Source organism: Roseovarius spongiae (genome assembly GCF_003651245.1).
Taxonomy (GTDB): domain Bacteria; phylum Pseudomonadota; class Alphaproteobacteria; order Rhodobacterales; family Rhodobacteraceae; genus Roseovarius; species Roseovarius spongiae.
Genome location: NZ_RAPE01000002.1, coordinates 843801 through 857362 on the forward strand (window position 1 = coordinate 843801; position 13562 = coordinate 857362).

Annotated in this window: 10 protein-coding genes; 8 read left to right on the forward strand and 2 right to left on the reverse strand. The window is 65.9% G+C overall.

Going from position 1 to position 13562, the window contains the following annotated elements; genetic code table 11:
* Positions 1–3: 3 nt before the first annotated feature.
* The 7 genes from D6850_RS10795 to D6850_RS10825 are packed head-to-tail and all read left to right on the forward strand — an operon-like array spanning position 4 to position 7564.
* A complete protein-coding gene (locus D6850_RS10795) occupies positions 4–774 on the forward strand; it encodes an ABC transporter ATP-binding protein (protein WP_121166638.1) in 771 nt (256 codons plus the stop codon).
* A complete protein-coding gene (locus D6850_RS10800) occupies positions 764–1471 on the forward strand; it encodes an ABC transporter ATP-binding protein (RefSeq protein WP_121166641.1) in 708 nt (235 codons plus the stop codon). Before D6850_RS10795 ends, D6850_RS10800 begins: the two co-directional genes overlap by 11 nt.
* A gap of 42 nt (positions 1472–1513) precedes the next feature.
* On the forward strand, positions 1514–2851 hold the full coding sequence (locus D6850_RS10805; RefSeq protein ID WP_121166643.1) for a glutamine synthetase family protein: 1338 nt from the start codon (positions 1514–1516) through the stop codon (positions 2849–2851).
* A gap of 16 nt (positions 2852–2867) precedes the next feature.
* The gene (locus D6850_RS10810) at positions 2868–4040 is read left to right on the forward strand and encodes an iron-containing alcohol dehydrogenase (RefSeq protein WP_121166645.1); all 1173 of its coding nucleotides are present in this window, start codon (positions 2868–2870) and stop codon (positions 4038–4040) included.
* Between the two features lie 22 nt (positions 4041–4062).
* On the forward strand, positions 4063–4863 hold the full coding sequence (gene fabG, locus D6850_RS10815) for a 3-oxoacyl-ACP reductase FabG (RefSeq protein WP_121166647.1): 801 nt from the start codon (positions 4063–4065) through the stop codon (positions 4861–4863).
* The gene (locus tag D6850_RS10820) at positions 4860–7148 is read left to right on the forward strand and encodes a propanediol/glycerol family dehydratase large subunit (RefSeq protein WP_121166649.1); all 2289 of its coding nucleotides are present in this window, start codon (positions 4860–4862) and stop codon (positions 7146–7148) included. The genes fabG and D6850_RS10820 overlap by 4 nt, the downstream gene beginning before the upstream one ends.
* Complete coding sequence (locus D6850_RS10825; RefSeq protein WP_121166651.1) at positions 7145–7564, forward strand: diol dehydratase small subunit; 420 nt, start codon at positions 7145–7147, stop codon at positions 7562–7564. Before D6850_RS10820 ends, D6850_RS10825 begins: the two co-directional genes overlap by 4 nt.
* An 11-nt stretch (positions 7565–7575) precedes the next feature.
* On the opposite strand, the gene D6850_RS10830 is transcribed toward D6850_RS10825, so the two are convergent.
* Positions 7576–8523 (reverse strand): helix-turn-helix domain-containing protein, encoded by a 948-nt coding sequence (locus D6850_RS10830; RefSeq protein WP_121166653.1) that lies wholly within the window; start codon positions 8521–8523, stop codon positions 7576–7578.
* A 215-nt stretch (positions 8524–8738) separates the two neighbouring features.
* Positions 8739–9920 (reverse strand): DegT/DnrJ/EryC1/StrS family aminotransferase, encoded by a 1182-nt coding sequence (locus D6850_RS10835; RefSeq protein ID WP_121166655.1) that lies wholly within the window; start codon positions 9918–9920, stop codon positions 8739–8741.
* A 552-nt stretch (positions 9921–10472) separates the two neighbouring features.
* On the opposite strand from D6850_RS10835, the gene D6850_RS10840 reads away from it, so the two are divergent.
* The gene (locus D6850_RS10840) at positions 10473–13367 is read left to right on the forward strand and encodes a hybrid sensor histidine kinase/response regulator (protein ID WP_245964155.1); all 2895 of its coding nucleotides are present in this window, start codon (positions 10473–10475) and stop codon (positions 13365–13367) included.
* Positions 13368–13562: the final 195 nt, after the last annotated feature.

Below are 13562 nucleotides of genomic sequence, written 5' to 3' on the forward strand. Positions count from 1 at the left end.
GCGATGAACCAACTCGAGATCAGGAAGCTCACGATGAAGTTCGGCGGGGTGACCGCCATCGACGGGATTGACCTCAGCGTGGCCGAGGGCGAGATTCGCGGGCTGATCGGCCCCAACGGCGCGGGCAAGACCACGCTTTTCAATGCGTGCAGCGGCCGCTACCCGATCACATCGGGCGAGATCATCTTCGGCGGCGAGCGCGTGCACGGGCTGAAGCCGCACGAAATCTGCCGAAAGGGCCTTGTGCGGACGTTCCAGCACGTCACCCTTTTCAAGGGCTTTTCGGTGCTCAAGAACGTGATGGTCGGCAACCACCTGCACGCCAATCACAGCTACTGGGGATCGCTCTTGCGCACGCCCAGGACCCGCCGATCCGAGGCCGAAAGCGCGCGCCGCGCGCGCGAGATCCTCGAATTCGTCGGGCTGGGGAACATCCTGGACCGGGAGGCGGCCGGGCTGCCGCACGGCCACCAGAAGGCCCTGGGGATCGCCATCGCGCTGGCCGCGCAGCCCAAGCTCTTGCTTCTGGACGAACCCTGCGCGGGCATGAACAACGACGAATCCCGCGAGATGATCGACCTCGTGCGCCGCATCCGCGACACCGGGATCACCGTGATGCTGATCGAGCATGACATGAAGGTCGTGATGGGGCTCTGCGACAGGATCACCGTGCTGAGCTTTGGCACCTGTATCGCCGAGGGCACGCCTGCGGAGGTGCGCGAGAATCCGGAAGTGCGCGAAGCCTACCTGGGGAGCCAAGCCAATGTTGCTTGAGGTGAGGGACATGCACCTGCATTACGGCAAGGTCGAGGCGGTCAAGGGCGTGTCGCTTGAGTTGCGCGAGGGGCAGATCATCACGCTGATCGGCGCCAACGGCGCCGGCAAAAGCTCGATCCTGCGGGCGATCTCGGGGTTGCAGCGACCTTCCTCCGGCGAAATCCGGTATCGCGACAAGCGGGTGGACCGCGTGGCGCCCGACAAGATCGTCGACATGGGGATCGTCCACGTCCCCGAGGGGCGGCGGCTGTTCAAGCTGATGACGGTGCGCGAGAACCTGCGGATGGGCGCGTATCTCAACAAGGATGGGTCGGAGATTGCGGAGGGCATGGAGAAGGTTTTCGACCTTTTCCCGATCCTGCGCGAGAAGCAGAACCAGCAATCCGGGCGGTTGAGCGGCGGACAGCAGCAGATGGTCGCGATGGGGCGCGCGCTGATGGCGCGGCCCAAGGTGCTGTTGCTGGACGAACCTTCGCTCGGCCTCGCGCCCAAGCTGATCGACGAGATCGCGGACCTGATCGTGCAGATGCGGGATTCAGGGCTTTCCATCGTGCTGGTCGAGCAGAACGCGAACCTCGCGCTGACGCTGTCGGACCACGGATACGTGATGGAAACCGGTTCCATCGCGCTGCACGGACCGTCGAAGGATTTGCTCGCCGATCCCGAGGTCGCGCGCGCCTACCTGGGGGCCTGAGCGCCGCCTGTCGCAAGGGAAAGTGAAAGGAAGATACGGACCATGAAGGACGAGGTCACGACAACCGACAGTCAGGCGCGCGACGATTTCGTGATGCTGGGCTATGTCGATTTCGACGGGCTGATCCGCGGCAAATATGTCTCGGCGTCGAAATTCGCCTCGATCAAGGAGAAGGGCAGCGTGTTCTGCTCGGTCGTGCTTGGCTGGGATTCGCGGGACGAGCTGTTCGACAACGCCTATACCGGCTGGTTCAACGGCTTTCCCGACGACGCGGTGCGCATGGTCCCAGAGACGCGCCGCACGCTTCCCGGTGACGGGCGCGACTTCTACCTGCTGGAATTCACCGGCGACGGGCGCGACCTCTGCCCGCGCAACCTGGCCGGAAGGATGGTCGCGCGCGCCGCCGAGGCGGGATTCACCGTGCGCTCGGGGTTCGAGTACGAATTCTTCGTGTTCCGCGAAAGCCCGCGCAGCGCGATGGAGAAGGGGTATCGCGATCTCACGCCGCTGTCGCCGACGACGGGGGGCTATTCAGTGCTGCGCACCGTGACCAACCGCGACCTTTTCAGCGGGCTGATGGGGCTGGCGCACGACCTCGGCACGCCGCTCGAGGCGATCCACCCGGAGGCGGGCGAAGGCGCGATGGAGTTCGCGCTCGCGCCGAGCGAAGGGATCGAGGCGGCGGACCGCGCCGCGATCTTCAAGACCTTCAGCAAGGCCTGGGGGCAGGAGCACGACCTACTTCTGTGTTACATGGCCAAGCCGATCACCGGCCTGCCGGGCTGCGGCGGGCATTATCACCTGTCGCTCATGCGCGACGGCGCGCCCGCCTTCTGGAGCGAGGAGGCCCCCGACAACCTGTCGCAGACCGCGCGGCATTTCATTGGCGGGCAGCAGAAATACATGCCCGAACTGCTGGCGCTCATTTCGCCGACGATCAACGCCTTCACGCGGCTCGCGCCGGGGTTCTGGGCACCGACCGGCGCGACCTGGGGGTTCGACAACCGCACCTGTTCGCTGCGGGTGGTGGGCGATGCGGCCAAGTCGCTGCGGGTCGAGCACCGCCCGGCCGCGGCGGACGCCAACCCCTATCTCGTGCAGGCGGCCGCGCTGGCCTCGGGCCTCGCCGGGATCGAGGAGGGGATCGAGCCGACCGAGCCGACGCGCGACAACGCCTACGAGGCCGACATGCCCGAGGCGCTGAAATTCCCGTCCTCGCTTGCCGAGGCGGCGGCGCGGCTGCGCGGCTCCAGGATGGCGCGAGACTGGTTCGGGAGCCGCTTCGTGGACCAGTTCGCCACCAGCCGCGAGGCCGAGCAGGCCGCCTGCCGCGCGGCCGTCTCCGACTGGGAACTGCACCGCTATTTCGAGATGATCTGACCAAGGGGGGCATGGCATGGCGTATCCGCTCGAAGGGATCTGGACCTACCCGACCGAGATCCGCGCGGGCGCGGGCCGGGTGGCCGAGCTGCCCGTCGCGTGCCGCGCGCTGGGTCTAACGCGGCCGCTGTTGGTAAGCGATAGGGGGTTGGCCGACCACCCCATGATCCGCGAGGCGCTCGGCGCGCTGCGCGCGGCCGGGCTCGAGGCGGGCCTGTTCGCGGACGTGCAGGGCAACCCGACCGACCGCAACCTCGCCGACGGGATCAAGGCCTATCACGCGGGCGCGCATGACGGCGTCGTCGCCTTCGGCGGGGGATCGGCGATGGACGTGGGCAAGCTCGTCGCGCTGATGCAGGGCCAGAGCATCCCGGTCTGGGATCTCGAGGATATCGGCGACTGGTGGACGCGGGCCGACGCCGACGCCATTGCGCCTATCGTCGCGGTTCCGACCACCGCCGGGACCGGCTCGGAGGTGGGGCGCGCGGCGGTGCTGACCAATTCGCAGGACCTGGTCAAGAAGATCATCTTTCATCCCAGGATGCTGCCCTCCATCGTCATCGGCGACCCCGAACTCGCGCTCGGCCTGCCGCCGGCGCTGACGGCGGCGACCGGCATGGACGCCTTTACCCACAGCTTTGAGACCTACTGCGTCGAGCGGTTCCACCCGATGGCCGACGCCATCGCGCTCGAGAGCCTGCGGCTGATCAGCGAGACCCTGCCGGTCGCCTGCCGCGACGGCGCCGACGTGGAGGCGCGGATGCGCATGTTCGCCGCCGCGATGATGGGCGGCGTGGCCTTTCAGAAGGGACTGGGCGCAGTGCATTCACTGGCGCATCCGCTGGGCGCGCTCTATGATGTGCAGCACGGGCTCGCCAACGCGGTGATCCTGCCCTACGTGGTGGCGTTCAACCGCCCCGCGATTGAAGCCAAGGTCGAGGTCATCGCCCATCACCTGCGCATCAAGGGCGGGTTTGCCGGCTTCATGGACTGGCTTCTGCGCTTTCGCGAGGGGCTGGGAATCCCGCACAGGCTGGCCGATCTCGGGCTCGACGGGAGGGACGCGGACGCGATCGCGGCCAAGGCGCTTGACGATCCCTCGACCGCGTCCAATCCGCGGCCGCTCACCCACGAGGATTTCCGCGATCTCTATCTCGCGGCCCTGTCCGGCGAATTGCCGGCGGGCTGACGCATCAGCAGGAGGACCGACCATGTTGACCCCGATCAAGGACCGCAGCGCGATCGTCACCGGCGCATCCAAGGGCATCGGGCGGGGCATCGCCGCGGCGCTGGCGCGCCAGGGCGCGCGCGTCACGCTGGCCGCGCGCCACGAGGACGGGCTCAAGCGCGCCCGCGCCGAGATGGAGACGGACGGCGCGCAACTGCGCCACTCCTGCTGCGACGTGGCCGACTGGGACAGCGTGCGCGCGCTGGTCGACGGCGCCGCCGAGGCGCAGGGCGGGCTCGACATCCTGTGCGCGAATGCAGGGGTCTATCCGCAGACGCCGATGGAGGACATGTCGCCCGCCGAATGGGACGAGGTCATGGCGGTGAACCTGCGCTCGGCCTTCCTTGCCGTGAAGGCGGCGATCCCGCATTTCCGCGAACGCGGCGGCGGCAGGGTGATCCTGACCTCCTCGATCACCGGACCGCTCACCGGGTATCGCGGCTGGACGCATTACGGCGCCTCGAAGGCGGGGCAGCTCGGCTTCCTTCGTTCCGCCGCGATGGAGCTTGCGCCGCTTGACGTCACGGTCAACGCGGTGCTGCCGGGCAACATCATCACCGAAGGGTTCGAGGATAACGGGCCGGACTACATGGCGGCGATGATCGCCAGCGTTCCCTTGCGCCGGCTGGGTACGGTCGATGACATCGCGAATACGGTGCTCTTTCTCGCCTCGGACGAGGCGGCCTATATCACCGGGCAGCAGATCGTGATCGACGGCGGACAGACGGTGCCGGAATCGCTTGACGCGATGCCTGCCACGGCGACCGGAGGGCCCCCGGGATGACCCGGACCCCGCTTCCCAACAGGTGGCGGCGCTATTCCGACTGGGATGAGCGTCCGCTGCGGCTTGACCGGTTCGCGCGGGACGACGCGGAACACGGGTTCGCCGCGTTCCGCAGCCCCTCGGACCCCAGCCCCGGGGTCGAGATCGCGCAAGGGCGCATCGCCGCGATGGATGGCGTGCTCGCCCATGATTTCGACATGATCGACGCCTTCATCGCCGATCACCACCTCGACCCGGAGATCGCGCCCGAGGCGATGGCGATGGACTCGGCCGAGGTCGCGCGGATGCTGGTGGACATGAATGTCCCGCGCACCGAGCTGGTGCGGCTGGCGCATGGCATGACGCCGGCCAAGCTCGCCGACGTGGTGTCGCGGCTCAATGCGCTCGAGATCGCGTTCGCCTATTCCAAGATGCGCCCGCGCGAGCGGCCCGGCAACCAGGGGCACGTGACCAACGCCAAGGACGACCCGCTGCAACTGGCCGCCGATGCGGCGATCGCGGTCGGCCTCGGGTTCGATGAGATCGAGACCACGATGCGCGTGGCGCGCAATTCCTGGGCCAACGCGATGGCCTGCGTCGTCGGCTCCTCGGTGGGGCGGTGGGGGACGCTCTTTCAATGTTCGAGCGAGGAGGCCGAGGAGTTGCGGATCGGCATGGCGGGATTCACCTCCTACGCTGAAACCGTTTCGGTCTACGGCACCGAGAAGAGCTTTACCGACGGCGACGACACGCCGTGGTCGAAGGCGTTTCTCGTCGCGGCCTATGCGTCGCGCGGGATCAAGGCGCGCTGCACCTCGGGCGGCGGGGCCGAATTGCTCATGGGGTTTCACGAGGCGAAATCGCTGCTCTACCTCGAGGCGCGCTGCCTCTGCCTGCAACGCGGGATGGGGGTGCAGGGCACGCAGAACGGCGGCATCGACGGCGCGCCGCTGACCGCCACCATCACCGGCGGCATGCGCGAGATGATGGCCGAGAACCTGCTGGCGGTCTGGCTCGACCTTGAATGCGCCAGCGGAAACGACGCCCGCGCCACCGAATCCGAGATCCGCGTGGGCGCCAAGATCATGCCCTATCTCGTCGCCGGCTCGGATTTCATCTGCTCGGGCTTCGGCACGATCCTGTCCTATGACAATTCGTTCAACGCCTCGCTCTTCAACGGCGAGGAGCTTGAGGATTTTCTCGTCCTGCAACGCGATTTCGAGGCCGATGGCGGCCTCACGCCGCTGACCGAAACCTCGGCGCTGGAACTGCGGCGGCGCGCGGTCGACGCGATCTCGGCGGTGTTCGAGGAACTGGATCTGGCCCAACCCACCGAGGCGATGAAAACCAGCGTCGTGCAGGCGTCCGGCTCGCGCGAGACCGACAGTTTCTCGACCGGCGCCACCACGCGGATCAGCGCCGAGATCGAGCGGCGCGGCCTCACGGTGATCGACGTGATCCGCGCGCTTGCGAAACGCGGGTTCGAGGAAGAGGCGCGAAACCTTCTCAACCTCGTCAAGCTGCGCGTGTCGGGCGATTACCTGCAAACCTCGGCCATCGTGCGCGACGGACAGGTGGTGAGCGCCATCAACGACCCCAACGAATATGGCGGCCCCGGCACCGGTTACCGTCTTGACGAGGCGCGGCGCGAGGCGATCAGCGGCATCCGCGACACGCTGGGCCAGAACGAGGTTCTGCGCGACCAGGCGTTGCACAAGAAGGCCGAGGCGCGGCGCATCGCCTATCTCGACGGCGGCGACGCCGAGATCGGGCGCGACGGGAACGAGGTCGTGATCGGCATCAGCCCCGCCTTCGGGCTGCAACTGTTCCGCACGACCGGGGGGCATAACCTGTCGGAGGTTCTTGCCTGTCTCATCCGCGGGGTCGAGGGGGCAGGGGGCGTCGCGCGCGTGGTGCGGATGCACCATACGGCGGACACGTCGTTCCTTGGCCTCTCGGCGGCGCGCATGGCCGGGTCGGGCATCGGCATCGGCCTTCAGGCCAAGGGAACGGCGATCATCCACGCGCGCGACCGGCTGCCGCACAACAACCTCGAACTGTTCTCGAACGCGCCGATCACCACGCTCGACCATTACGAGGGGCTGGGGCGCAACGCCGCCGATTACGCGTTGGAGCGCGAGGTCGAACCGGTGCTGGTGCCGACGAAGGGCGAGGCGCTCGGCGCGCGCTTCCACGCGCAGGTGGCGATCATCCACGCGATCGAAACGTCGCTGGTCGACCCCGATCGCGCGCCGGAACCGGTCGCCGTGAAGTTCCTTGGAACGGGCGGGGAGGGCGCGGCATGAAGACCCCGACCGTCGCCGACTACCCGTTGGCCGAGAAGCACGGCGACGACCTGCGCGGCCCGCGCGGACGCACGCTTGACGAAGTCACGCTCGAGGCGGTGATGGAGGGCCGCGTCGGGATCGAGGATCTGCGCATCACGCCCGAGGCGCTGCACGCTCAGGCCGCCATCGCCCGCGACGCCGGGCGCGAGACGCTTGCGCGCAATTTCGAACGCGCGGCCGAACTGATCGACGTGCCGCAGGACGTGATCATGCAGACCTACGAAATGCTGCGCCCCGGGCGGGTTCGCACGCATCGCGAACTGGCGGAACAGGCAGAGATGCTGCGCCGCGACTACGGCGCGCGGCAGATCGCGGAGTTCGTGGAGCGCGCCGCCGATATCTACCTGCGCCGCGGGCTGGTCGAGCGGGGCTGAAAAACGCCCGATCAGGCGTGAGCGGCGCCCGCGCGCTGCTGGTAGCGGCGCAGGGTGCAGGACGGACTTTCCCCGAACATCGCCTTGTAGTCCCTAGAAAAATAACCCAGATGCCAGAAACCATACTGTGTCGCGACATCCGTGACCGACGGGGCGTCGGCGATCGCGCGGCGCACCTCGCTCAGCCGAAGGGCGCGCAGGAATTGCACGGGGCTCGCATCCAGTATGTCGCGGCAGGCGTTCTGCAGGGTGCGTCGCGACACGCCGAGTTCGGCGGTGACCTCCGCCACGGTGCGGGGGCAGAGCGGGTTGCCATGCACAAGGTCGCGCATCCGCGAAACGGTATCCCAGTGCTTCTCGACGCTGATTTCGCGGTCTCCGGCGTCCGGCAGGCAATCGAGCACCGCGCCGACGATCTGCCGGTTGAACCTGTCGCCGTTCTCGATCTCGGCCTTGCGGCCGAAGTCGAAGACCGAGAACAGCGATTGCCGCAGCAGGTATTCCGCGCCGGCGTTCAGTTCTATGGACCGCCCGCAGGCCGCGAAGGTGGCTTTCAGCGTCTCGACCAGGCGGCGCAGCATCAGGTCGTCCGTTCTGGTCACATCAATTTCGACCCCGAAGAACCTGAAATCGCGCGGTGAAAGGAATTCGAAGCCGGAGCTTCCGGAAAAGACCAGCAGGCGCCCCAGCTCGGTCGCCTGCCCGCAGAGATAGCTGTTTCCGGCGATCCTGACCGGCAGGCCGAAGCCGACCTTGCCCTCCGGCAGCCCACCCACCTGGAAGACCTGCCGGTTCATCTGCTCATCGAAGAGACAGATCGCCCCGCTGCGCAGCTTGGTCACGGAGCCGCTGAATTCTCCGCGGCTCATCTGCATGTATTGCTGATCCCACTCGGGCAGGAACCCCGCCTGGTGGTGGACATTGTCACTCAGATTGGTGGGCAGTGCGCTGGACGCCATTTCCCTTCCCTGATCCGCCGAGATCGCTTGCCCGGCACGTTCGCGTTTTCGCCGAACAGGGCGGGGCGCATACCGATCGAAAATCCGATGCTACAAGCAAGGACGCCACGCTGCGATCAGCATGCAAGTGCTTGTTCATGATCGAAGACGCCGTATCGGTTGTCAATATGGCCGGCGATCGCCTCGGGCCGGGCGGGTCTGCGGCGCGACCGAGATCATGACGCCCTGGGGGGATGTGTCCCCGGAATCCGATAGGACGGTCTAGGGGGCGCGGGTCTATCTCCGCGGTCCGCCCGGTAGAAGCCCTGAATGAGCCCTGTGATGCGGTCCACGTCCGATCCTTGCAGATCGGGATAGAGCGGCAGCGTCAGGATGCGCTCGCCAAGATCTTCGGCGACCGGCAACGGGGGCTGGCGCCCATAGCATTCGTGGGTGTGGATCGGGATGTAGTGGACGCCCGTGCCGACGCCGTGTTCCGCCAGGTAGGCGCCGAGGGCGTCGCGCCGCTCGCACTGGATGCAGAACAGGTGCCAGCTCGAGCGGAAGGTCTCATCGTCCTGCGGCGGGAGCGAGAGTTCGGCTATGCCGCTCAACCCCGCGCGATAGCGTGACACGAGCGAACGCCGCCGCGCGTTCAACTCGGCAAGGCGGCGCAACTGCACCAGCCCCATGGCGGCGGCGATGTCGTTCATGTGGCATTTGAGGCCGAGTTCGGTGACGCTGTAGCGCCATCGATAGCCGGCGGCCGATTGCGCGCGCTTCCAGGTCGACCGGTCGATCCCGAGCCAGCGCAGCGAATGCGCGCGCTTGGCCCACGCCGCGTTGCGGGTCGTCAGCATGCCCCCTTCGCCGCTTGAAAGGTTCTTCACCGCGTGAAACGAAAAGCACCCGATCACGCCGATCCCGCCGACCGGAGCCCCTTGGAAGGTCGCGCCCGCGGCGTGGGCGCAATCCTCGATGATGGGCAGCCCGGGTGCGGCGGCGGCGACAAGGTTCAGGTCGACCGGCCGGCCGCTGTAATGGGTGACAATGACCGCCCTGGTCCGTGGCGTGATCTTGCGGGCGACGTCGTTCGGGTCGATATTGAGCGTGACGGGATCGCTGTCGGCGAAGACGGGCGTCGCGCGGTTCAGCGCGACGACATGGGCGGTGGAGACGAACGTCATCGTCGGCACGACGACTTCGTCGCCCTCGCCGATCTCCAGAAGCCTCATCGCGAGGTCGAGCGCAGCGGTGCCGGAATTCAGGCCGACGGCGTGCGGCACGCCGCAGAACGCCGCGAAACGTTCCTCGAACTCGGCCGTCCTCGGGCCAAGGCCGATCCATCCGCTTCGCATCGCATCGGTGACCGCGTTGATTTCGTCATCATCGATCGAGGGTCTGAAGACCGGGATCATGCCAATGCTTTCTGCCGCCGTTTCACGGCGACGGTTAAGCAGGCGCTTGTTCGCAGGGCGTGGTTCGGCGCCTCGATACCCGCGCCGCGCGATCCAGCGTCACGCACCGGATCGGTTGACGAGAAGAGCAGAGACCGTCACCATCACCTTGCCGTCCGGAGCCGGAGAGTCGGCCGAAATCGTTGATCGGCCATCGGCCCGCCGCCAGGCAGCGCCACTAAAATACTAAATTTACAATCACGCAATTAATGGAAAGAGTTTAGTCGAAGAAATCCCGATGGCAACAAGGAATGCGGATCGCTCAACATTATTGGCTCATGAACGTCTGAACAATTTCGGGCGCCGCTGGATGAGTGATCGGGTGGGCGAGCCGGTTTTGGTCAGGGCGGGATGGTGGCCCCTTGTCCGGGATAAGGCCGGCGCCGTCCGGAAGCGCGCGCTTGCCAAACCTCGAACCGGTTTTTCACGATTGAAAACGCTTGTCGCCTCGCTTCATACTCTGATCCAAAGCCAACCCTTGCCGAGAGGTGGGCCCTGACCTTGCAGATAGACTTGGACGCACTTTTCGCGCATGCGCCTTCGCCCTACGTTCTCTTTGACTCCGACCTGCGGATGATCTGGGCCAATGACGCGTATCAGAAGGTCATAGGACGCCCGCGAGAGGCCTTTATCGGACGCCTCGTGACCGAAGCTTTTCCCGCACCCGCCGCCTCCGTGTCCGAGCGGATGCTGCGTGGATCCTTCCGTCGCGTGCTGGAAACCGGAGAGGCCGACCATCTGCCGCTGATACCCTATCCCATCAAGGACGAGGACGGCCGCGATGTCGAGCGTTACTGGAGCGCGACGCATACCCCGATCCCGGACGCCGAGGGGCGCGTCGAGTACATTCTGCAGAATACGATGGATGTGACCGATCTTGTCAGGGGTGAACAGGTCGCGGAATCCGAGGGGCTTGCCCGCAGCGCCGCGATGGTGCACCGCGCCGATGCCGTCGCAACCGAGAATCTGGCTCTTGGGAGGTTGACGGATTTCTTCCAGACCGCGTTCGACCAGGCCCCCAGCTTCATGGCGGTTCTGAACGGTCCAGAGCATGTGTTCCAGATCGTGAACCAGGCCTATACCGATCTGATTGGCGGCAGGGAGGTGATCGGGTTGCCAGTCCGCGACGCGCTGCCCGATATCCAGGGTCAAGGTTTCGTCGAGTTGCTCGATCAGGTGTATCGGACGGGCGAGCCGGTCTCTTTCACAGGGATGCCCGCGCAGATCCAGGCCTCTCCGGATGTGCCGCCAGAGCAGCATTTCGTCGATTTCGTTTTTCACCCTCTGAATGACGACACGGGCCAGCGGACGGGCATTTTCGTGCAGGGGCACGACATCACGGGCCAGAAGATCGCCGAAGCCGAGCTGACCGCAAGACGCGATAAGTTCCGGGTCATGGCCCAAACCATGCCGAACCAGGTCTGGACGGCCGACAAGGATGGCGGACTGACCTGGTTGAACAAACGGACCTATGAATACACCGGCCACCGCGAGGGCGAGCTTTACGGCGCGGACTGGGCGCGGGTGGTGCATCCCGACGACATCGAAGGGACACAGGCAAAATGGGCCGCCGCCATTCGGGAAGGCGTCACCTATGCAACCGAATTCCGCATTCGCAGGAACGATGGATGTTATCGCTGGCACATCGTCCGGGCCTCGCCCCTGCGCACCAGGGACGGGACGCTGACCGGCTGGGTCGGCACCAATACCGATATCGAAGAACGCAAGAACATCGAGGCGGAAATCGCCAAGGTGAACGCCTCTCTGGAAGCGAGGGTGGAACGCCGGAACCGCGAATTGGAGGAGCTGTACGCGGCGCTGCGCCAAAGTCAGAAACTCGAGGCGATCGGGAGCCTCGCAGGCGGGATCGCGCATGATTTCAACAATCTGCTACAGGTCATCACGGGCAATCTGCAATTCGCGATGCGCAACCTGCCGCCGGACTCTGCTGCGCGGGAACGCCTCGATCAGGCCATGAGAGGCGTCGAGCGTGGCGCGACGCTCGCCTCTCAGCTTCTGTCCTTTGCGCGCAAGCAACCTCTTGCGCCGGTGGTCACCGACCTGAATCGGCTGGTCAATGACACCTCGGAAATTCTGAGCAGCGCCATTGGCGAAGGCGTCGAGCTCGAAATACGCAGTGCCGACGGGCTGTGGAATACCAGCATCGATCGCAACAGCATGGAGAACGCCCTGCTGAATCTCGCGATCAATGCGCGCGATGCGATGGACGGGCAGGGAAAGCTGACGATCGATCTAAGCAATGCGGAACTGGATGAAGCCTTTGCGCGGACCCATCCCGATGCGAAGCCCGGCGAATATACCTGCCTGACGGTGGCGGACACCGGTTGCGGAATGACGCCCGAGGTTCTGGACCGGATATTCGAGCCGTTCTTCACCACGAAGGCCGATGGTCTGGGCACAGGTCTTGGCCTTTCGATGGTCTACGGGTTCGCGAAACAGTCCGGCGGTCACGTCACGATCGACAGCGAAGTCGGGGAGGGCGCCGCGATCAGGATCTATCTGCCCCGCTCGCGCGAGGAAGAGCAGACGACGCGCGCCGTCGCCGACGCCGATTTGTCGGGCGGATCGGAGACGATCCTGCTGGTCGAGGATGACGACGAGGTGCGCGAAGTCACCGTCAACATGCTGGGCGATCTTGGCTACACCGTTCTTCAGGCCTCCGACGCCAACGAGGCGCTGGATCTGTTGGCGCAAGAGCGAGCGATAGATCTTCTGTTCACCGATGTCGTGATGCCGGGAGAGACGAATGGCCAGGTGCTGGCGGACCGGGCGCGCGAGATGCGGCCGGGGATCCCGGTGCTGTTCGCCTCCGGGTTCGTGCAGGATGCCATCGTGCAGGGCGGCCGGCTGAATGAAGGGGTGCAGCTGCTCGAGAAACCTTACACGCAATTGCAATTGGCGCAGAAGATCCGCGAGGTTCTGGGAAGCGATGGCGTTGCGGTAAGTGTCGCCGCGCCGGACGCCGAGGTGGTTTCCGATCAGGCCGAGGGCGCGGCCCCGACCACGCAAACGACAGATAGCCCGCGCGTTCTGATCTGCGAGGATGACGCATTGATCCGGCTCGACATGGTGGAACAGTTGCGCGAGGCCGGCTACGAAGTGCTGGAAGCCGCCAGCGCGCGCGCGGCGCTCGATTGGCTGCGCTCCGAGCTGGTGGACGTGTTGATCACGGATGTCGGCTTGCCAGACCAGACAGGCGAGGAACTGGCGCAGGAGGCGAGGGCCGCGCATGTCGACCTGCCGGTGATCTTCGCGACGGGCGATGTCGATGTCCCTTCCGCCGCGACGTTGGGCAACTGCAAGGTCCTGAGCAAGCCGTTCGGAAGCGCCATCCTGCAGGACGCCGTTGAGGAGATTTTCATCTCTCGGGGAAGAAACGCGCGATAATCGATCGTCTTCGCATCGGCCATCATGCTTCGGTGCGAAACGATGCCGTCGCGCTGCCGGCGCCGCCGTGCGCGCCGTCTGGACCCGAGGCATCGCCGCGCATCGTGCGAGCTCGGAAAAACATCGATTGAACGGATGACCCCTTGAACCCTGCGCAGGTCATCCATATACCATCCATATGGATGGAGGTGACGC